The sequence below is a fragment of the Curtobacterium sp. PvP017 genome, from assembly GCF_054060195.1.
In genome coordinates, this window is the sequence record NZ_JBSSCY010000006.1 from 37141 (window position 1) to 58120 (window position 20980).

Annotated in this window: 18 protein-coding genes; 3 read left to right on the forward strand and 15 right to left on the reverse strand. The window is 71.5% G+C overall.

Translation table 11 applies throughout. The features are described from left to right. The first annotated feature begins 134 nt into the window (after positions 1-134). Positions 135-1070 carry a carbohydrate ABC transporter permease gene (locus ACVKXF_RS12665; protein WP_111085425.1) on the forward strand — a complete coding sequence of 312 codons (936 nt, stop codon included), beginning with the start codon at positions 135-137 and terminating at the stop codon, positions 1068-1070. A 2-nt stretch (positions 1071-1072) separates the two neighbouring features. Next, a complete protein-coding gene (locus tag ACVKXF_RS12670) occupies positions 1073-4111 on the forward strand; it encodes a glycoside hydrolase family 2 TIM barrel-domain containing protein (protein ID WP_456796045.1) in 3039 nt (1012 codons plus the stop codon). 130 nt (positions 4112-4241) lie between these two features. Here ACVKXF_RS12670 and ACVKXF_RS12675 read toward each other — a convergent pair whose 3' ends face one another. The 4 genes from ACVKXF_RS12675 to ACVKXF_RS12690 all read right to left on the reverse strand — a co-directional run bounded on the left by ACVKXF_RS12675 (position 4242) and on the right by ACVKXF_RS12690 (position 7846). Next, on the reverse strand, positions 4242-4451 hold the full coding sequence (locus ACVKXF_RS12675) for a hypothetical protein (protein ID WP_340195733.1): 210 nt from the start codon (positions 4449-4451) through the stop codon (positions 4242-4244). Beyond that, entirely contained in the window at positions 4448-5182 is a 735-nt protein-coding gene (locus tag ACVKXF_RS12680) for a DsbA family oxidoreductase (RefSeq protein WP_123312886.1), read from the reverse strand. Before ACVKXF_RS12680 ends, ACVKXF_RS12675 begins: the two co-directional genes overlap by 4 nt. A 115-nt stretch (positions 5183-5297) precedes the next feature. Continuing rightward, positions 5298-6683: a glycine--tRNA ligase gene (locus ACVKXF_RS12685; protein ID WP_123312887.1), complete on the reverse strand. Its 1386-nt coding sequence runs from the start codon at positions 6681-6683 to the stop codon at positions 5298-5300. Between the two features lie 107 nt (positions 6684-6790). Then, positions 6791-7846, reverse strand: coding sequence for an aminotransferase class V-fold PLP-dependent enzyme (locus ACVKXF_RS12690; RefSeq protein WP_456795914.1), 1056 nt, complete (start codon positions 7844-7846; stop codon positions 6791-6793). Between the two features lie 70 nt (positions 7847-7916). On the opposite strand from ACVKXF_RS12690, the gene ACVKXF_RS12695 reads away from it, so the two are divergent. Next, the gene (locus tag ACVKXF_RS12695) at positions 7917-8864 is read left to right on the forward strand and encodes a LysR family transcriptional regulator (RefSeq protein ID WP_456795915.1); all 948 of its coding nucleotides are present in this window, start codon (positions 7917-7919) and stop codon (positions 8862-8864) included. Between the two features lie 8 nt (positions 8865-8872). On the opposite strand, the gene ACVKXF_RS12700 is transcribed toward ACVKXF_RS12695, so the two are convergent. The 11 genes from ACVKXF_RS12700 to ACVKXF_RS12750 all read right to left on the reverse strand — a co-directional run bounded on the left by ACVKXF_RS12700 (position 8873) and on the right by ACVKXF_RS12750 (position 20928). Further along, complete coding sequence (locus ACVKXF_RS12700) at positions 8873-9670, reverse strand: isoprenyl transferase (protein WP_456795916.1); 798 nt, start codon at positions 9668-9670, stop codon at positions 8873-8875. Next, complete coding sequence (gene recO, locus ACVKXF_RS12705) at positions 9667-10530, reverse strand: DNA repair protein RecO (RefSeq protein WP_123312891.1); 864 nt, start codon at positions 10528-10530, stop codon at positions 9667-9669. The genes ACVKXF_RS12700 and recO overlap by 4 nt, the downstream gene beginning before the upstream one ends. 183 nt (positions 10531-10713) lie before the next feature. Further along, entirely contained in the window at positions 10714-12489 is a 1776-nt protein-coding gene (leuA, locus tag ACVKXF_RS12710) for a 2-isopropylmalate synthase (protein ID WP_456795917.1), read from the reverse strand. A gap of 384 nt (positions 12490-12873) precedes the next feature. Beyond that, the gene (locus ACVKXF_RS12715) at positions 12874-14274 is read right to left on the reverse strand and encodes an FtsX-like permease family protein (RefSeq protein WP_456795918.1); all 1401 of its coding nucleotides are present in this window, start codon (positions 14272-14274) and stop codon (positions 12874-12876) included. Further along, positions 14271-15023: an ABC transporter ATP-binding protein gene (locus ACVKXF_RS12720; RefSeq protein WP_123312894.1), complete on the reverse strand. Its 753-nt coding sequence runs from the start codon at positions 15021-15023 to the stop codon at positions 14271-14273. The genes ACVKXF_RS12715 and ACVKXF_RS12720 overlap by 4 nt, the downstream gene beginning before the upstream one ends. Before the next feature lie 111 nt (positions 15024-15134). Then, positions 15135-15824 (reverse strand): transcriptional regulator, encoded by a 690-nt coding sequence (locus ACVKXF_RS12725; RefSeq protein WP_456795919.1) that lies wholly within the window; start codon positions 15822-15824, stop codon positions 15135-15137. Then, complete coding sequence (locus ACVKXF_RS12730) at positions 15821-17083, reverse strand: sensor histidine kinase (protein WP_456795920.1); 1263 nt, start codon at positions 17081-17083, stop codon at positions 15821-15823. Before ACVKXF_RS12730 ends, ACVKXF_RS12725 begins: the two co-directional genes overlap by 4 nt. A gap of 67 nt (positions 17084-17150) precedes the next feature. Continuing rightward, on the reverse strand, positions 17151-18089 hold the full coding sequence (gene era / locus ACVKXF_RS12735; protein WP_123312896.1) for a GTPase Era: 939 nt from the start codon (positions 18087-18089) through the stop codon (positions 17151-17153). Further along, positions 18086-19405, reverse strand: a complete 1320-nt coding sequence (locus ACVKXF_RS12740; protein ID WP_456795921.1) for a hemolysin family protein — start codon at positions 19403-19405, stop codon at positions 18086-18088. The genes era and ACVKXF_RS12740 overlap by 4 nt, the downstream gene beginning before the upstream one ends. A 3-nt stretch (positions 19406-19408) precedes the next feature. Beyond that, positions 19409-19870, reverse strand: a complete 462-nt coding sequence (ybeY, locus tag ACVKXF_RS12745) for an rRNA maturation RNase YbeY (RefSeq protein WP_456795922.1) — start codon at positions 19868-19870, stop codon at positions 19409-19411. Next, positions 19867-20928 (reverse strand): PhoH family protein, encoded by a 1062-nt coding sequence (locus ACVKXF_RS12750; RefSeq protein ID WP_228510585.1) that lies wholly within the window; start codon positions 20926-20928, stop codon positions 19867-19869. Before ACVKXF_RS12750 ends, ybeY begins: the two co-directional genes overlap by 4 nt. Positions 20929-20980 lie beyond the last annotated feature (52 nt).

A 20980-nucleotide genomic window follows, 5' to 3' on the forward strand; every position in this document is an offset into this window, starting at 1 on the left:
GCCAAGCGTGACGGCCTGGAGGCCCGCACCGCGCTCCAGACGCGCGCTGCGGCGGGCAGCACGGGTACTTCCCAAGCCGCACCGGGCCTCCAGGCCAGGTCCGGTCTGCAGAACGGAACGAAGGGGGCGGACGCATGACCAGCGAAGCCATCGAAGCGCCGGCGACCGCCAAGACGGCCGTACCGGTCGACACCACGTCGATCTCGGCGCACCAGCGCCGCAAACTCGACCGGTCCCCGCGCTCGCAGATCGTGGTGACGGGCATCCTCGTCATCGTCGCGCTGTACTTCCTCGTCCCGCTGTACTGGGTCGTCATCGCCGCGACGAAGACCACCGGGGCACTGTTCTCGACGAACGGGTTCTGGTTCGGCGGCGAGTTCGCCCTGTGGAGCAACCTGCAGCAGGTGTTCACGTACGACGGCGGCATCTTCGTCCGCTGGATCGCGAACAGCATCCTGTACTCCGGCGTCGGTGCGGTCCTGGCGACCTACTTCGCCGCGGCCGGCGGGTACGCCCTAGCGAAGTACGACTTCAAGGGTCGGCAGTTCGTGTTCGGCACGATCCTCGGCGGCGTGCTCGTGCCGGGGACCGCGACGGCGCTGCCGCTGTTCCTGCTGTTCTCGACGCTGGGCCTGACCGACACCTACTGGAGCGTGCTCATCCCGAGCCTCGTCTCCCCGTTCGGGCTGTTCCTGTGCCGGGTGTACGCCGCCGCGTCGGTGGACACCACGCTCCTCGAGCAGGCACGCATCGACGGTGCGAGCGAGCTCCGGATCTTCCACACCGTGGTGCTCCGCCAGATGACCCCGGCCCTGGTGACCGTGTTCCTGTTCCAGGTCGTCGGTATCTGGAACAACTTCTTCCTGCCGCTCATCATGCTGGCAGACCAGAAGCTGTACCCGATCACACTGGGGTTGAACAACTGGCGCTCGCAGGTCGACCGCCTGCCGGAGTTCTACCAGCTCACCACCGGCGGGGTGCTCGTCTCGGTCATCCCGCTCGTCATCGCCATCATCGTCCTGCAGCGCTTCTGGCGCGGGGGCCTCACGGAAGGATCGGTCAAGGGTTGACCATCTCCGCACTCGACGACCTCCACTCGACCTCGCCGGGTTCGGCGTCACGGCTCCCGCCGCGGGCCGCGCTCCACACCGACGCACCCTCGCTGTCGCTGAACGGCGACTGGCGCTTCCGGTGGTCGCCGGTCGCGTCGGTGTCGGACGCGTTCGCCACCGACGACGTCGTGGACGACGACCCCGCCTGGGGCGAGCTGCCGGTGCCGTCGCACTGGGTGCTGCACGGCCACGGGTCGCCGAGCTACACGAACCTGCAGTACCCGTTCCCGATCGACCCGCCGCACCCGCCGGACGAGAACCCCACCGGTGACCACCGCCGCTCGTTCGAGCTGCCGGCGTCGTTCGCGGCGGCCGGCCGTGTGCTGCTGCGCTTCGACGGGGTCGAGTCGCACTACCGGGTCTGGCTGAACGGCACGCTCGTGGGCTGGTCGACCGGGTCCCGCCTGGCGACCGAGTTCGACGTCACCGAGCTGCTGCGACCGGGGTCGAACGACCTGGCCGTCCGGGTGCACCAGTGGTCGGCGGCCTCGTACCTCGAGGACCAGGACCAGTGGTGGCTGCCGGGCATCTTCCGCGACGTCACGCTGCTCGCCCGTCCCACGGCACCGATCGACGACGTGTTCGTCCGCGCCGGGTGGAGCCCGACCCTCGGGAGCGCCGCGACGGCCGGGACCGCGGCGTCCGGTCGCCCGGCGACCGGCAGCGGGACGATCACGTTCCCGACGCTCGACGCCGTGTTCCCGGTGCGGTTCGCGGTGCCCGACCTGGGTGTCGACGTGACCTGGGCGACGCCGGACGACGTCACCCCGATCGCGGTCGAGGGCGTCGAGCCGTGGAGCGCGGAGCTGCCGAAGCTCTACGACGCGACGGTGTCGACCGGCACCGATGCCGGCGGTTCCGCCGGCGGCGAGACCGTCTCGTTGCGGCTCGGCTTCCGCACCGTGTCGATCGAGGGCGACCGGTTCCTGGTCAACGGCGAGCGCGTGGTGTTCCACGGCGTGAACCGGCACGAGACCCACCCCGTGCGCGGCCGCGTCTTCGACGAGGAGCACGCCCGCGCGGACATGGCGCTCATGAAGCGCAACAACGTCAACGCGATCCGGACCTCGCACTACCCGCCGCACCCCCGCGTGCTCGACCTGGCCGACGAGCTCGGCTTCTGGGTGATCCTCGAGACCGACCTCGAGACCCACGGGTTCATCTTCACCGGCTGGGTCGGCAACCCCTCCGACGACCCGGACTGGGCCGAGGCCTACCTCGACCGCGTCGCACGCACCGTCGAGCGGGACAAGAACCACCCGTCCATCGTGATGTGGTCGCTCGGCAACGAGTCCGGCACCGGCCGGAACCTCGCCGCGATGTCGCAGTGGGTGCACGACCGCGACGCCGAGCGCCCCGTGCACTACGAGGGCGACTACACGGGCGAGTACACCGACGTGTACTCGCGGATGTACCCGACGCTGCAGGAGACCGAGTCCATCGGCGGCGGCACCCCGACGCCCCTGCTCGGCTGCGGCCCGGCCGAGGCGGCACGGCAGCGCTCGAAGCCGTTCATCCACTGCGAGTACGTGCACGCCATGGGCAACGGCCCCGGGCAGATCGCCGAGTACGAGGCCCTGGTCGACCGGTACCCGCGCCTGCACGGCGGGTTCGTGTGGGAGTGGCGGGACCACGGTCTGCTCGCGACGACTCCCACCGGCGAGGACTACTACGCCTACGGCGGCGACTTCGGCGAGGTCGTGCACGACGGCAACTTCGTGATGGACGGCCTGGTGCTGCCCGACGACACCCCGACGCCCGGGCTCGCCGAGTTCGCGGCCGTCGTCGCCCCGGTCCGCCTGGCGGTCTCGGACACGACGATCCTGGTCGAGAACCGGTACCACTCGGCATCGACCGCCGGGTTGCGGTTCTGCTGGACCCTGTCGCGCAACGGCGTCGTCGAGGCGTCCGGCCGGTTCGCCGCCGGCGTGGTGGCGGCCCGCGAGTCGGCGACCGTCCCGGTGCCGACCGAAGTGCTCGACGCGGCCACGGCCGAACTCGCCCCCGGCGACGAGCTCTGGCTCGACCTGACCGCCGAACTGGCGGGCCCGACGGCGTGGGCCGACACCGGCCACGTGGTCGCACGCACCCAACGGCTCGTCGCGAGCCGCGGCGCGGACGCACCACGGGCCTCCCGGCAGGGGTGGGACGGCGACCGTCTCGGCGACGGGACGTTCTCGGACCGCGGCGCCCTGGTGTCCTGGAAGGGACACGAGGTCGCGGGCCCTCGCCTGGAACTCTGGCGCGCCCCGACCGACAACGACCGACTGGCCTCGCAGGGCGGCTACGAGGCGGCGGACCCGGTGCTGACGCACGGCGTCGGCGACCCGGACGCTCCCCCGTCGGCCACGCGCTGGCGGGAGCGAGGGCTGGACCGGCTGACGCACCGACTGGTGTCCGTGTCACGGACCGACTCCGGCCTGGAACAGCGGGTCCGCGTGGCGGCGGCGAACAGCGGCTGGGGCCTCGACGTCACGCACCGCTGGACCCTGACCGCCGAGGGGCTGGTGCTGCAGACCGACGCGGTGCCGTTCGGCGCGTGGGACGTCACCTGGCCGCGGATCGGCGTGCGGTTCGACCTGCCCGCCTCGCTCGCGGACGAGGACGCGACGTGGTTCGGCACCGGACCGTTGGAGTCGTACGCCGACTCGTCGCACGCTGCCCGTGTCGGCCGGTTCACCGCGCCGGTGCGGTCGCTCGGGGTGGAGTACTCCAGGCCGCAGGAGACCGGGCACCGGCCGTCGCTGCGGTCCCTGTCGGTCGGCCCGTTCACGGTCTCCACCGTGGGGTCGCACCGTGCGGGGTTCACCCTGACGCCGTGGACCGCGCAGCAGATCGACCGCGCCGAGCACCCGTACGAGCTGCCGACGTCCGACCACCTGTACCTCTACCTCGACGCGGCCCAGCACGGGCTCGGCAGCCGGGCGTGCGGCCTCGACGTGCTGCCGGAGCACCAGCTCTGGCCGCAGGCGTTCAGTTGGAGCGTGCTGCTGGCGTAGGGCGGGGCGGGCTGCGTCCGACTCGTCGGCGCCCCGGTGGCGGGGGGGGGGGCCCCCCCCCGGGGGGGGCCCCCCACGACCGCACGGGGGCGCGGGACCACCAGCGCGCGACGCGCGACTGACGGAGTCGTCAGTCCGGCACCTCGGACCAGTCACCCTCGGCGCCGGCGAACGAGCCGGCGTCGATCAGGCACGAATCACCGTCGCAGACCGGCGCACCGCCGGGCGTGACCAGCGTGAGCAGGCCGGGGCGCGCCTCCAGACCGGAAATCGCATCCGGGACCGACAGGGCGGACGGGAGGCCCGCTCCACCCCCGGCGGTGAGCGTCGCGCCCGTCATCGGGTCGCCGCCACGTCGGCGCTCGCGTCGTCCGCAGCGCGTTCGGTCGCCGAGGCGACCTCGTCGGGCGTCGTCCCGCGCAGCGCGACGACCTGCGTCAGCACCTGCTCGAACGCGGCCGGGTCCTGCGCGCCGGAGACGCCGTACTTGCCGTCGATGACGAAGAAGGGGACGCCGTTGATGCCGAAGGCCTGCGCCTGGGCCTGGTCGGCGCGGACGGCGGCGAGCTGTGCGTCGTCGCGGAGCGTCGCGAGGACCTCGTCGCGGTCGAGCCCGATCTCGGCGGCCAGGTCGGCCAGCGTCGCCTCGTCGCCGACGTGTTCGCCGCGTTCGAAGTAGGCAGTGAACAGGCGCTCGACCATGTCGAGCTGCTTGCCGTGCTGCTTGGCGAGGTGGATGACCTGGTGCGCCTTCACCGTGTTGGTGTGGTGCATGGCCTCGAAGTCGTAGTCGAGCCCGACGCTCGCGGCGATGCCGGTGACCTGGTCGAGCATCTGCTGCGCCTGCTCGACGGGCATGCCCTTGTGGTTCGACAGGAACTCGGCCTCGGTGCCCTCGAAGTCGACGGGGGTGTCCGGGCTCAGCTCGAAGGAGTGGTACTCGACCTCGACCGGCAGGGAGTCCGACGAGGCGCCGAACGCGGCCACGCCGGCCTCGAACTTGCGCTTGCCGATGTAGCACCAGGGGCAGGCGATGTCCGACCAGACATCGACCTTCACGGAGTCGTTCATGCTGATGCCAACCCGCGGCGTGCGCCCGCATTCCCGCAGAACCTGGTTCCGGACACCGCACCCTGGATCTTCGTGGTGCTGTGTCCGGAACCTGGTTCCGACGCCCGCGAAACTGCTAGGCGCCGAGCAGGCGCTGCGCCAGGTAGCCCTGCAGCTGGTCCAACGCCACCCGCTCCTGCGCCATCGTGTCGCGCTCGCGCACCGTCACGGCCTTGTCCTCGAGCGTGTCGAAGTCGACCGTGATGCAGAACGGCGTGCCGATCTCGTCGTGGCGACGGTAGCGGCGGCCGATCGCGCCGGCGTCGTCGAAGTCCACGTTCCAGTTCTTGCGCAGGTCGTCGGCCAGGCCACGGGCGACGGGCGAGAGCTGCTCGTTGCGCGACAGCGGCAGCACCGCGGCCTTGACGGGCGCCAGACGCGGGTCGAGGCGCAGCACGGTGCGCTTGTCGACGCCGCCCTTCGCGTTCGGGGCTTCGTCCTCGTGGTACGAGTCGAGCAGGAACGCCATGAGCGCACGGGTCAGGCCGAACGACGGCTCGATGACGTACGGCACGTACTTCTCGTTGGCGGCCTGGTCGAAGAACCGGAGGTCCTGGCCGGACGACTCGATGTGGTTGTTGAGGTCGAAGTCGGTACGGTTCGCGACGCCCATGAGCTCGCCCCACTCCGAGCCGGTGAAGCCGAAGCGGTACTCGATGTCGGCGGTGGCGTCCGAGTAGTGCGCCCGCTCGCCGTCCGGCACGTCGAAGCGCCGCAGGTTCTCCGGGTCGATGCCGAGGTCGGTGTAGAACGCGACGGAGTCGGCGATCCACTGCTCGTAGTGCTCGCCCGCCTCGGCCGGCGGCACGAAGTACTCGATCTCCATCTGCTCGAACTCGCGCGTGCGGAAGATGAAGTTGCCGGGCGTGATCTCGTTGCGGAACGCCTTGCCGACCTGACCGATGCCGAACGGGGGCTTCATGCGGCTGGTCGTGACGACCTGCGCGAAGTCGACGAAGATGCCCTGCGCGGTCTCGGGGCGCAGGAAGTTCAGGCCTTCCTCCGACTCGACCGGGCCGAGGTAGGTCTTGAGCATGCCGGAGAACTCGCGGGGCTCGGTCCACTCACCGCGGGTTCCGCAGTTCGGGCAGGCGATCTCGGCCATGCCGCCCTCGGGGTCGCGGCCCTTCTTCGCCACGAACGCCTCGGTCAGGTGGTCCGCACGGAACCGGTGGTGGCAGTGCAGGCACTCGACCAGCGGGTCGGTGAAGGTCGCGACGTGGCCGGAGGCCTCCCACACCTTGCGGGGCAGGATGACGGCCGAGTCCAGGCCGACCATGTCCCCGCGGCCGCGGACGAACCGCTGCCACCACTGGCGCTTGATGTTCTCCTTGAGCTCCACACCGAGGGGCCCGTAGTCCCACGCGGAGCGGGAGCCTCCGTAGATCTCACCCGACTGGAAGACGAAGCCGCGGCGCTTGGCCAGGGCGATGACGCTGTCGAGACGGGAGGGCTGTGCCAAAGGGTGCTCCAGAGGTCGCCGAGCTGGGTGCTCGGTGCGGAAACGGTCCGGGCAAGACTACCGGCGTTCGTCGGCCGGGAGGCCCGCCCCGCGTCCGCCGTCCGCGCTCACCTTCCCGACGCGCCCGGCCCCACCCCGCCCAGCGCGGCGACGACGTCGGTCACGTCCGCCTCGTCGTTCCACAGGTGGAACGCGATCCGCAGCCGCCCGGCACGTCCGGAGGCGGTGATCCCCGCAGCGGTGAGGGCACGGAGGGCCGACCCGTCGGCGTCCGCGAACGTAACGATCGCCTGCCCGTCGCCTTGCCGAGGCAACCCGAGGGCGTCGCACAGCCGATCTGCGAGACCGGTGGCGTGCCTCCAGACCGCTTGCTGGTCGAGCGCGACCGCGTGCTCGAGCGCGGCCACGGCACCGGGCCACGCCTGCCAGGCCGGCGAGACGTCGAAGCGACGGGCGTCGTCGGCCAGGTGCATCGCGGGTCCGTAGCAGGACGACCACACGTCCTCCCCCGCGTACCAGCCGGCCTGCACGGGGCGGAGCCGGCCGAGGGCGGTGTCGGAGAGTGTCATGAAGGCGACGCCGCGCGGCGCGCAGAGCCACTTGTAGGCGTGCGTGAGCGTCACGTCGAACGGTGCCGCGTCGACGGGCAGGACCCCGGCGGCCTGCGTGAGGTCGCAGAGGGTCAGGGCGCCGACGCGGCGGGCCGCGGCCACGACCGGGTCGGAGTCGGTGACCGCGCCCGTGGCGGACTGCACCGCGGACCACGCGACGAGGGCCGTGTCGGGCCCGACGGACGCGGCGAGCCGGTCGAGCGGGACGCTCCGGACCCGGACGCCGCGGTGTGCCTGGGCGAGGAACGGGAACACGACCGAGCTGAAGTCGCCGTCGGGGACGACCACCTCGGCACCGTCCGGCAGCGCGTCGGCGACGACCGCGGCCATCACCGAGGTCTGCGAGCCGGTCGCGACGCGGGACGCCGGGACCCCGACGAGCTCCGCGAAGAGCGCGCGTCCCTGTTCGACCAGTGCCCCGTAGTGGGCCGGCGACGTCTCGGCGCGGGACCACGCGTCCAGGTCGGCGCGCTGGGCCGCGAGGGTGTGACGCGTCGGCAGACCGGCGGTGCACGCCGCGAGGTAGCCGCGGCCGGCGGGGAAGGAGTCCATGCGGACAGCGTCCCGGCTCGCTTCCCATCACACCAGGGCCGGTTCGTTGTGCCACCGATAATATGGCGTGATGGACGAGATCGATCCCCAGCTGCTCCGGGTGCTGCGCGCCGTGGCCGACGGCGGGTCGATAACCCGTGCCGCCGCAGCGCTCGGGTCGAGCCAGCCAGCGGTCAGCCAGCTGCTCGCACGTGCCGAACAGCGGCTCGGGCACGCACTGGTCCTCCGTGGCGGCCGCGGTGCCACACTCACGCACGCCGGACAGGTGCTCGCCGACCACGCCCTGCATGTGCAGGCCGCACTGACCGCCGCGCGCGAGGACCTCGACGCCGTCGGCGGCCTGACCCGCGGTCGGGTGCGCCTCGCCGGGTTCCCGAGCGCTTCCTCCGCCCTCGTGCCCGCCGTGCTCGCACGGCTGGCAGCGACCGCTCCGGGCGTGACGACCTCGTACGTCGAGGTCGAACCGCCCGAAGCGCACGACCTGCTGCGGAGCGGCGAGGTCGACGTCGCCCTCACCTTCACCTACGTCGGCGACGAGGTCGGAGCCACCCCGGACCCCGGGCTCCTCACCCGGGCACTGGGACGCGACCCGCTCGCGCTGGTGACGCCGTCCGGGGCCGCGGGGCCCGGTGCTGCAGACTCCGGCGCAGCGGGTTCGGGTGCTGTCGACCTCGCGTCGCACCGCGATGCCCGCTGGATCGGCGGCTGCCCACGGTGCCGGGGACACCTGCTCGCCTCGTGCGCCACCGCCGGGTTCACGCCCGACATCGTGCTCGAGACCGACAACGCGGCGGCGGTCGTGGGGCTCGTCGCCGCCGGACTCGGGGTGGCGCTGCTCCCCCGGCTGGCACTCGCGACGACGGTGATCCCCGCCGAGGTCCGGGTCGATCCCGTCGACGACGACCTGGCTCGACGCGTCGAGGTCGTCGTGGCACGCGGGGCCGAGCGAGTGCCGAGCGTCCGTGCGGCCCTGGATGCCGTGCGGTCCGCGGCGCACCTGCTCGACGGGCCCGGCTGACGGTTCCGCTACGCCGTCGGCGCGTCGACCGCACCGCCGTAGCGCCGGTCGCGGCGTGCGTACTCCTCGATCGCACCCCACAGGTCGGTGCGGCGGAAGTCCGGCCACAGGCGATCCAGGAACACCATCTCGGCGTACGCCGACTGCCAGAGCAGGAAGTTGCTCGTGCGCTGCTCCCCCGAACTGCGGAGGAACAGGTCGACGTCGGGCATCTCGGGCTCGTACAGCCGCTTCGCCAGGGCCTTCTCGGTGACCTGGCTCGGCTTCAGGCGTCCGGCGGCGACCTCTTCGGCCATCCCCCGCACGGCGTCGACGATCTCGTTCCGGCCGCCGTAGTTGACGCACATCGTCAGGGTCAGCACGTCGTTGCCCGCGGTCATCTGCTCGGCGCGGTCGAGTTCGTCGATGACGCTCCGCCACAGCCGCGGACGCCGACCGGCCCACCGCACCTTGACGCCCCACTCGTTGAGCTGGTCGCGCCGTCGGCGGATGACGTCGCGGTTGAAGCCCATCAGGAACCGGACCTCTTCGGGGGAACGCTTCCAGTTCTCGGTCGAGAACGCGTACGCCGAGATGTGCTTGACGCCGATCTGGATGCCGCCGGCGACGACGTCGAGCAGCGAGGCCTCACCCGCCTTGTGCCCCTCGATCCGGGTGAGCCCACGGCCGTTCGCCCACCGGCCGTTGCCGTCCATCACGATGGCGACGTGGTCCGGCACGAACCGGGCCGGGATCGCCGGGGGCGTCTGGCCCGTCCAGTCGATCGGGCGGAACGGCTCGGCGTCGTCGGGGCGGCGGGGGCTCATGCGGTGGGGGTTCCTTCGGCGGCGGGATCGAGGTCGGAGTCGGCGGGGTCCGGGACGGAGGGCGCCGGGGTGGAGGCGACCGCACGGGCCGTCGCCTCGGGCCCGTCGTGGGTCAGCGGCACCGGCAGCGGGTGCTCCGACCGGTCGACGTGCGGCAGGGACCGGAGCGATCGTTCCAGGTGCCACTGGGCGTAGGCCGCGACCACGCCGGAGGCCCGTGACCGCGTCCGCTCGTCGGTGGCGTCGACGCTCGCCCAGTCGCCGGCGAGCAGCGAGCCGAGCACCCCGAGGGTCGCCGGGTCGAGCCGCGGCGTGCCGGGAGGCGCAGCGCGATCGGCGACCACGCCGCCGAGCTGCACGACGAAGGCCGAGTGCGGCCCGGGCTCCCCGGTGACCGCACAGTCGCCGAACGAGGGCGCCCACCCCGCGATGCTCATCGCGCGGAGCAGGTAGGAGTCGAGCGTGGCGCTGGAGTGGTGCTCACCGCGGGACAACGACCGCAGCGCACCGACGAGCAACAGGTACTGCTGCAGGCCGGCGTCGGCCTCGCTCAGGCGGTCGGCGGTCTCGACCATCGCGCTGGCAGCCGTGTACGCGCCGTAGTCGGCGACGATCTGCGCACCGTAGGCGCCGAGCGACTCGGCCTGCGTGACGATGTCGAGCGAGCGCCCCTCGTAGAACTGGGCGTCGACGACCATGAACGGCTCGAGGCGGCTGCCGAACTTCGACGCGGTCCGCCGCACGCCCTTGGCCACCGCTCGGATCTTGCCGTGCTGCCGGCTGAGCATGGTGACGATGCGGTCGGCTTCCCCGAGCTTGTGGGTGCGCAACACGACGCACTCGTCCCGGTACAGCGGCATGCCCCCAGTATCCCCCGCCCCGCCGACACCGCGCCGCGCGGGGCGTGGCGTGCGCGGGCTGGGCGTGCGCGGGCTGGGCGCGGGGGCGTACTTGGCGGGATCGGGCGTACCTGGTCGGAAGAAACGACCAGGTACGCCCGATCCGACGTGCCATCGCGCGTGACGGGGGAAGTACCGCGCGTGTCAGGCGGAGACGAGCTCCGGCGAGTCGGCGCCGGTCGCGGCTCCCGCGCGGACCGCACGGTTCACCGCGGAGACGATCGCCTTGAGCGACGCCGTCGAGATGTCGGCGTCGATGCCGACGCCCCACAGGCGCACGCCGTCGACGTCGAGCTCGACGTAGGACGCCGCCTTGGCGTCACCGGAGGCGCTCATCGTGTGCTCCGAGTAGTCGTACAGCGTGACCTGGACGCCCTGCTCGGCGAGGACCTTGAGGAACGCGTCGATCGGACCGGTACCCACGGCGTCTGCGGTGACGGAGCCCTCGTCGACGCGGAGCGCGACCGACAGCGAGGTCGTGCCGTCGAAGTCGCTCGACGTCGCCGTCTTCGTGAGCTCGTAGCGGCCCCACTTGTCGTCGTCGGTCGGTGCGGGCAGGTACTCGTCCTGGAACACGTCCCAGATGCGCTGCGAGGAGAACTCGCCGCCCTCGGTCTCGGTGTGCCGCTGCACGACGCCGGAGAACTCGATCTGCAGCTTGCGGGGCAGGTCGAGGGCGTGGTCGGTCTTGAGCAGGTAGGCGACGCCGCCCTTGCCGGACTGCGAGTTGACGCGGATGACGGCCTCGTACGACCGGCCGATGTCCTTCGGGTCGACGGGCAGGTACGGCACCGCCCACTCGATCTCGTCGATGTCCTTGCCCGCCGCGGCCGCCTTGGCCTTCATCGCCTCGAAGCCCTTGTTGATGGCGTCCTGGTGCGAGCCACTGAACGCCGTGTAGACGAGGTCCCCCGCCCACGGCTGGCGCTCCGGCACCGGCAGCTGGTTGCAGTACTCGACGGTGCGCTTCACCTGGTCGATGTCCGCGAACGAGATCTCCGGGTCGATGCCCTGCGTGAACAGGTTCATGCCCAGCGCGACCAGGTCGACGTTGCCGGTGCGCTCACCGTTACCGAACAGGCAGCCCTCGATGCGGTCCGCGCCGGCCATGTAGCCCAGCTCCGCGGCGGCGACGGCGGTGCCGCGGTCGTTGTGCGGGTGCAGCGACAGGATGACGTCCTGACGGTGGGCCAGGTTGCGCGACATCCACTCGATCGAGTCGGCGTAGACGTTCGGCGTTGCCATCTCGACGGTCGCCGGCAGGTTGATGATGACCTTGCGGTCGGGGGTCGGATCGAAGACCTCGAGCACGGCGTTGCAGATCTCCAGTGCGACCTCGAGCTCGGTGCCCGTGTAGGACTCCGGCGAGTACTCGTAGTAGACCGTCGTGTCGTGCTGCAGCGTCGCCTCGGCCGCCTTGCACAGCTTCGCGCCGGCGACCGCGATGTCGACCACACCCTGCACGTCGGTGCGGAACACCACCTCGCGCTGCACGACCGACGTCGAGTTGTACAGGTGGACGATGGCCTGCTTCGCGCCGTCGATCGCCTCGTACGTGCGCTGGATGAGGTGCTCGCGCGCCTGGGTCAGCACCTGGATCGTGACGTCGTCGGGGATCGCGCCCTCGTCGATCAGCGACCGGACGAAGTCGAAGTCGGTCTGCGAGGCGCTCGGGAACCCGACCTCGATCTCCTTGTAGCCCATCCCGACGAGCAGGTCGAACATCGCGCGCTTGCGCTCGGCGTCCATCGGGTCGATGAGGGCCTGGTTGCCGTCACGCAGGTCGACGGCACACCAGCGCGGCGCCTTGTCGATGCGCTTCGTCGGCCAGGTGCGGTCAGGCAGGTCGACCGAGATCTGTTCGTGGAAGGGGACGTACTTGTGGATCGGCATCCCGGAGGGCTGCTGCGTGTTCTGCATCGTTCGTCGCTTTCGTGTGCTCTGGGTGAGGGCGGCCACGACGGACTCCGCGACGAGGTGGGCCGGTGTGTCAGGCCTCGTCGCGGCAGCGAAGGAGGAGGAGTGCCGAGTACATCGGGTCCACGGTAGCACCGGCCGCGACTCGTGTGACAGCGAGGGGCGTTCGAGTGGTCACGACATGCCGTCGGCCGGACGCCGAGGTTCCACGAACCGTCGCCGGCGGCCGTCCGGAGTCCAAGATCGTGGAACCTCGGCGAACGCGAGCGGCGTGGCGGCGTGGCGGGCGCGCCCGCGGCGGTGGAGGCACGGGACGACGGACGGGAGGCACGGTGCCAGCTGGCACCGTGCCTCCCGTCCGTCGCGTGGGCCGACCACGGCCGCTCGTCAGTCGACCGCGAGCGCTTCGGTCGGGGGCACGCGCATCGCGCGCCGCACCGGCGCGATCGTCGCGACGACCGCGAGCACGAGCGCCCCGACGACGACGATCCCGATGGTGAGCGGCGGGAGCACGGGCGTGACCGGGGTGCCCAGCGACCCGAGCAGCGTCTGCCCGCCGACCCAGCCGTAGAAGGTGCCGAGCACGAGCCCGGAGACGACGGCCGCGACGACCATCTGCACGGCCTCGGTCACGATCATCCGGCGGACCTGCGCCCCGGTGAGTCCGAGGACCCGCAGCAGCCCGAGCTCGCGGCGACGCTGCAGGACCCCGAGTGCGAGCGCGTTCACGACCCCGACGGCGGCGATCACGGCGGAGAACCCGACGATGACACTGACGACGGCGTTCAGCTGCACGAAGAAGTCGCGCTGCGCCTGCACCATCTCGGTCGTCATCTGGCCCTGCCCAAGGTCCTCGAGCTGGGCCTCGAGCACGTGCTGCATGATGCCGAGCGCGACCGCGAAGGTGACGAGCAGGGTGACGCCGATCACGAGCCCGATCGTCGCCCGCGAGGACCGACCCGGCGCACGCATGGCGTTGCGGCCGGCGAGCAGGACGACGGGGTCGTGCGAGCCGATCCGGCCGATGAGCTGCAGGACGGGCGGCATCACGATCGTCGCCCCGACCGCGACGCCCGCGAAGGACACGAACCCGCCGAGTGCCGCCGGCAGCACCGCGATGGGCGAGCTCGCACTGACCGCGAGCCCGATGAGCATGAGCGCCGCGCCACCCGCCATGAGGACGATCGCCCAGACCTTGCGGGCGGTGCCGGAGCGGACGTCGTCGCGGCTCGGTTCGACGCTCGACGACAGCGCCTCGAGCGGGGTGACGGTCAGCACCCGGCGGGAGCCCGCGGCGAAGGCTCCCCACGTCGCCAGGACGACGGCGACGACCGGCAGCACGAGTTCCCACGGCAGGAGCGTGTAGTCCGCGTCGGGCAGGAACCCGTTGCCGCGCAGGACGACCACGAACACCGCGGACAGTCCGGTGCCGACGACGGCGCCGATCAGTCCGCCGAGCACCCCGACGACCAGTCCGGTGCGGGTGATCCGGGCCCGGAGGGTCGCACCCGTGGCACCGACGAGACGCTGCAACGCGATGATGCGGGTCTGGCCGGCGATGAGGGTCGCGCAGGTGTTGGCGGTCACGATCGCACCGACGTACAGCGCGATCCCGAGGAACAGCCACCCGACGACGGACAGGATCGACTTGACCGGCCCGAGGTCGGCGAGCCCGGCGGCGCCGAGCGCCTCGGTCACGATGCCGGGGGCGATGACGAGTGCCGAGCCGAACGTCGTGCCGAGCGCCGCGACCAGCACGGTCGGGGCGAAGGAGCGGACGCCGTTCACGCTGCTGCCTCCATCCCCAGCATCGTGGTGGAGATCGCGCCGGCGTCCATCGCCGGACGGTCGGCGACGACGCGGCCGTCGGCGAGGAACAGGATCCGGTCGGCGTTGGCGGCCGCGACGGGGTCGTGCGTCACCATGACGACGCTCTGCCCCCACTCCTGCACGGCGCCGCGCAGGATCGCGAGGACGTCACGGCCGGTGCGCGAGTCGAGGGCACCCGTCGGCTCGTCGGCGACGACGACTGCCGGCCGGGAGGCGAGCGCCCGGGCGATGGCCACGCGCTGCTGCTGCCCACCCGACAGCTGGTGCGGCCGGTGCGAGAGCCGGTTGCCGAGTCCGAGCTGGTCGACCAACCGGTCGATCCACGCGCTCTCGTCCTTCGACGGCTTGTGCCCGCCGAGCAGGAACGGCAGTCGGATGTTCTCGCTGACGTCGAGCGTCGGCACCAGGTTGAACGACTGGAACACGAACCCGAGCCGACGTCGACGGAGCTCGGTCAGGTCCTTGTCGCCGAGCCCGGTGATGTCGACGCCGTCGATCTGGATGCGGCCGGCGGACACCGCGTCGAGCCCGGCGGCGACGTGCATGAGGGTCGACTTGCCGGACCCGGACGGCCCCATCACGGCGGTGAACTCCCCCGCGCCGATGTCGACGCTGACGTCGTCGAGCGCCGTCACCCGGCGCGCGGCGTCGCCGTAGTGCTTGGACACGTGGTCGAGTCGGATGATCGGAGCGTGGCTGGTGGTCATACACCAACGATGACGGCCGGGAGGCCCGCCCCGCGTCCGTCGGGCGGCTCCTGTGGATGCACCGCTCGGCTCGACTTCCTGTGGACGGGTCATCCGATCGGATGACGTCCGTCAGTCGGCCTTGCTCACCAGCCCGTGCTCGTGCGCGAACACGACGAGGCGCACGCGGTCGCGGAGTCCGAGCTTCGTCAGGACCCGCGAGATGTGGGTCTTCACGGTCGCCTCGCTGACGTACTCGTGCTGCGCGATCTCGCTGTTGCTGAAGCCGCGGGCCGCCAGGTCGAAGATCTCGCGCTCACGCGGTGTGAGGTCGTCGAACGTCGCCGGCACGGTCGCGGCCTGCTCGACCGAGTCGTCGTACCGACGCAGGAGCTCGCGCGTCGCCGAGGCCGCGAAGACCGCGGTGCCGGCGTGCACGGTCCGCACGGCGGCGAGCAGGAACTCCGGGTCGGCGTCCTTCAGCACGAAGCCGCTCGCGCCGGCGCGGATGGCCTTCGCCGCGGCCTCGTCGAAGTCGAACGTGGTCAGGACGAGCACCTTGGCGCCGTCGGTCCCGGCCTGCTCGACGATGTGCGAGGTCGCCGTGATGCCGTCCATCACGGGCATGCGGACGTCCATCAGGACGACGTCCGGACGGGCACGGCGGACGAGCTCGACACCCTCGGCGCCGTCGCCCGCCTCGCCCACGAACTGCAGGTCGGGCTGGGAGTCGATGAGCATCCGGATGCCCGTGCGGAAGAGTGACTGGTCGTCGACGAGGGCGACGCGGATCCGGCCGTCGGCCGGCGGGGTGGTGGTCATCGGACGGTGCGCTCCTGCTCGGTCGGGCTGGCGGTCGGGCCGGCGGTCGGGGTGACACGGCCGCGGGGCATCTGTCCGCTGGCGGGGACCGCGGGCATCCGGACCGAGACCTCGAAGTCCGGACCGCGAACCCCTGCGGTCATCGTGCCGCCGGTCATGGTCGCACGCTCGCGCATCCCGACGAGGCCGTGGCCGGTGCCGGGACCCCGCGTGCCGTCGTCCGCGCGGCGGTTCACGACCGCGATCTCGACGGTGTCCGGGCGGTAGGTCAGCGATGCGTGCACCGGGGTCCCCGGTTCACCGTGCTTGTACGCGTTCGTCAGGCTCTCCTGCACGATCCGGTACACCGCGAGCTGCGTCGTGGTCGGGAGACCGGCAGGGTCGCCCTCGCGCTCGACCCGGACGTCGAGGCCGACCTGCCGCATCTCGCCGATGAGCCGGTCGATGTCGTCGATCTCGGGTGTCGGGACGGTCCCCTGCTCGTGCCGCAGCGCGCCCAGGAGCTCGCGGACGTCGCCGAGCGCACGGCGGGCGGTCGTCGAGATGGTGCCGAGTGCCTGGTCGGCGACGGCGGGGTCGGCCTTCAGCGCGTAGCGGGCGCCGTCCGCCTGGGCGATGACGACCGCGAGCGAGTGCGCGACGATGTCGTGCATGTCGCGGGCGATCCGCACACGTTCCTGTTCGACGGCGACGGCTCGGTCGGCGCGGGCGGCGTCGCGCTCGGCGAGCAGCTGGGCCTCGCGGCTCATGCTCGCCGACCGACGGGTGCGCAGGACGAGGCCCGCCAACCACGGCAGCAGCAGGAGGAGCAGGACGACGGCGAAGTACGAGACCGTGACCTGCAGCGACTCCTGGAACGGGGTCGAGGCGGTCTCGATCGTCAGGCGGTTCCGGTAGTCGTCGACGCCGATGTAGAGCGCCGCGGTGACGGACCCGACGATGGCCGAGATGAGTCCCGCCAGCCGGACCCGTCGGCTGCCGTAGGCACTCGTCGTGTAGAGCACCGCCGCGATGAACACGTTCGACAGGTCGGGCATCTGGCCCGTCAGCATCTCGAAGACCGCGAACACCCACGCGACCGCCAGGGCGAGTCCTGGTGACAGCCGTCGGAGCGCCAGCGCGGCGGTCATGCCGACGACGGTGACGACCGCGAGCGGGGTGTCCATCCCCCGGGCCGAGGTGATCAGCACGAGCGAGCCGAGCACCACGGCGATGACGACGTCGGTGATGACCTGCGCGCGCAGCATGGGACGGAACACGCGTCCACGGTACGGCGCTCGGGTCACCGGCGCGTCCCTCGCGTGGATGACACCCGGCGCCGGGAGCTCAGAACCCGAGGCGTCCGAGCTGCTTCGGGTCACGCTGCCACTCCTTGGCGACCTTCACGCGGATGTTGAGGTACACGTGCCGACCGCCGAGCAGCGACTCGATCTCGACGCGGGCACGGGAGCCGACGTCCTTCAGGCGCTCGCCCTTGTGGCCGATGACGATCGCCTTCTGGCTGTCGCGCTCGACGAACAGGTTCGCGAAGATGCGCAGGGGGCCGTCGGCGTCGTCGTCCTCGTCGGGCTCGACGATGTCCTCGATCACGACGGCGAGCGAGTGCGGCAGTTCGTCGCGGACGCCCTCGAGCGCGGCCTCGCGGATGAGCTCGCTGATGCGTTCCTCGTCCGTCTCCTCGGTCACGGCGGACGAGTCGTAGAGCTGGGGCGACTCCGGCAGCAGTGAGGTGATCTCGCCGAGGAGGTCCTCGAGCTGCAACCCCTTCGTGCCCGACGTCGGGATGATCGAGTCCCAGTCACGGAGCCTCGAGACGGCCAGCAGCTGCTCCCCGACCTTGTCCTTCGAGGTGCGGTCGATCTTCGTGACGATCGCGACCTTCTTGGCCCGCGGGTACTGGTCGAGGGTGTCGTTGATGAAGCGGTCGCCCGGGCCGATCGGCTCGTTGGCGGGGACGCAGAAGCCGATGACGTCGACGTCGCCGAGCGTGGACTGCACGAGGTCGTTGAGCCGCTCGCCGAGCAGGGTGCGCGGACGGTGCACGCCCGGGGTGTCGACGATGATGACCTGGCCGTCGGGACGGTGCACGATGCCGCGGATCGCACGGCGGGTGGTCTGCGGCTTCGACGAGGTGATCGCGACCTTCTGGCCCACCAGCGCGTTCGTCAGCGTCGACTTGCCGACGTTCGGGCGCCCGACGAACGAGACGAAGCCCGCACGGTACGGCGTGCCCGAGGCGGTGGGGGTGGAGTCGGAGTCGGTCATGCGTGCGTGGTTCCCGTCGTGGTGGTGGCGTCGTCGAAGGCGTCCTCGACACCCGCGAGGGCGTCGGTGCGCTCGGCGAGCACGGTGATGAGGTGGCGGCGCTTGCCCTCGACCCGGTCGGCCGTCAGGACGACGCCGGACACCGTGACGGTGTCGCCGGAGATCGCCAGGTGGCCGAGCTCCTTCGTGAGCAGGCCGCCGGCGGTGTCGACGTCGTCGTCGTCGAGCTCGATCCCGAACAGGTCGCCGAGCTCGTCGACGGGCAGTCGGGCGGAGATCCGCCAGACGCCGGGTTCGACCTCGACCCGGTCGACCACGGCGCGGTCGTACTCGTCGGAGATGTCCCCGACGAGTTCTTCGATGAGGTCCTCCATCGTGACGAGACCGGCGACGCCGCCGTACTCGTCGACGACCAGGACCAGGTGGTTCTTCGCGACCTGCATGTGCCGCAGGGTGTCGTCGGCGGCCTTCGACTCCGGCACGAACTCGGCCGGACGCAGCAGACGCGTGACCCGCTCGCTGCCCGACCCCGGACGCTCGTACAGCGCCCGCGACACGTCGCGCAGGTACAGCACACCGAGCACGTCGTCGCTGTCCTTGCCGGTGACGGGCATGCGGGACACCCCGGCGGCCAGGAACTGCTCCATGCCGGCGGCGAGCGTGTCCGAGCCGTCGACGGTGAGCATGTCGGTGCGCGGCACCATCACCTCGCGCACGAGGGTGTCGCTGAACTCGAAGACCGAGTGGATGAGCTCGCGGTCCTCGTCCTCGAGCACGTTGCTCTCGGTGGCCTCGTCGACGAGCGACAGCAGCTGCTCTTCGCTCGACACCGTCGAGGCGCTCCGGCCACGGCCCGGGGTCACGCGGTCACCGATGTGGACGAGCAGACCGGCGAGCGGACCGAGCACGATCCGGACGGCACGGACCAGGCCGCCGGTGGACGCCAGCAGTCGCTCGGCATGCGCCCGTCCGACGCTGCGCGGACTCGACCCGACGAGCACGAACGACACGGCCGTCATGATGGCGGCGGAGACGATGAGCGCCACCCACCAGCTGTCGAAAGCCCGCACCAGGGCGATCGTGACGAGCACGGCCGCGGCGGTCTCGGCGAGGACCCGGAAGAAGTTGAGCGCGTTGACGTGCGCACCGACGTCGTCCGCGATCGCCTCGAGCGCACGACGCCGCTTGTTGCCGCGGGCGATCTCGTCGAGGTCGGCACGGGACACCACGGAGAGCGCGGCGTCGCTCGCGGCGAGGAGTCCGCCGAGCACGACGAGCCCCAGCGCCACCGCGAGCAGCCCGACGACGACGAGCATCGGCTACCGACCCCGGTGCTGGGCCGCGAAGGCCGTCAGGATCTCGCCCTGCAGCCCGAACATCTCGGCCTTCTCATCCGGCTCGGCGTGGTCGAACCCGAGCAGGTGCAGGATGCCGTGGCAGGTGAGCAGCAGCATCTCGTCGGTGCTCGAGTGCCCGGCGGTCTTCGCCTGTTCCTCGGCCACCTGCGGGCAGAGCACGATGTCGCCGAGCAGTCCGGCGGGCGTGGGGTCGTCCTCGGTACCCGGTCGGAGTTCGTCCATCGGGAAGCTCAGGACGTCGGTCGGGCCGGGCTCGTCCATCCACCGCACGTGCAGCTGCTCCATCGCGCCCTCGTCGACCAGGACGATGGCGAGTTCGGCGTCCGCGTGCACGTGCATTGCATCGAGGGCGAACGCGGCGAGGCGCTGGATCGCGGCCTCGTCCACCTCGACCCCGGACTCGTTGTTGAGCTCGATGCTCACCGGTTGCCTCCTCGGGCGTCGTTTTGGGGGTACGGGGGTCGCTGACGGTCCTGCGGCGGCCGCCCCCGGCGCTCGGCACGGTTGGCGCCGTCGGGGTTGCCGACCGGCGCGGTGCCACGGCCACCGGGACGGTGACCGGCCTGCTCGGCGAGGCGTTCCTCGTCGTAGACGGTGTAGGCGTCGACGATGCGGCCGACGAGCGTGTGCCGCACGACGTCCTCGCTGCCGAGCCGGGCGAAGTGGATGTCCTCGACCGTCTCGAGGATGCGCGTCACGAGCCGGAGCCCGGACACGTTGCCCGGCAGGTCGACCTGGGTGATGTCGCCCGTGACGACCATCTTCGAGCCGAACCCGAGACGGGTCAGGAACATCTTCATCTGCTCGGGGGTCGTGTTCTGCGCCTCGTCGAGGACGACGAACGAGTCGTTGAGCGTCCGGCCGCGCATGTACGCGAGCGGCGCGACCTCGACCGTGCCCGCAGCGAGCAGCTTCGGGACCAGCTCGGGGTCCATCATCTCGTTCAGGGCGTCGTAGAGCGGCCGCAGGTACGGGTCGATCTTGTCGGTGAGCGTGCCCGGCAGGAACCCGAGCCGCTCGCCGGCCTCGACCGCTGGACGGGTCAGGATGATGCGGGTGACCTCGCGCCGTTGCAGGGCCTGCACGGCCTTCGCCATCGCCAGGTAGGTCTTGCCGGTGCCGGCGGGACCGATCCCGAACGTGATGGTGTGTTCGTCGATGGCGTCGACGTACGCGCGCTGCCCGTCGGTCTTCGGCCGGACGGACTTGCCGCGGCTCGACACGATCGGCGTGCCGAAGGTGTCGGACGGCTTTCGGTCGTCGTCGAGGATGCGCGCCGACATCGGGATGTCCGAGGGGCCGATGTCCTGCCCGCGCTTGACCATGCCGACGAGTTCGTCGACGAGCGCCTTCGCCCGCGCGACCTCGCGCTCGGGTCCGGTGAGCGTGACCTCGTTGCCGCGGACGACGACCTTGACGCCCGGGTACTGCCGTTCGACGGTCTTCAGGAGCCGGTCCTGGGGACCGAGCAGCTGGACCATGGCGATGCCGTCGACCTGGAGGGCGACGGAGACGACCTGGTCGTCGTCGGTG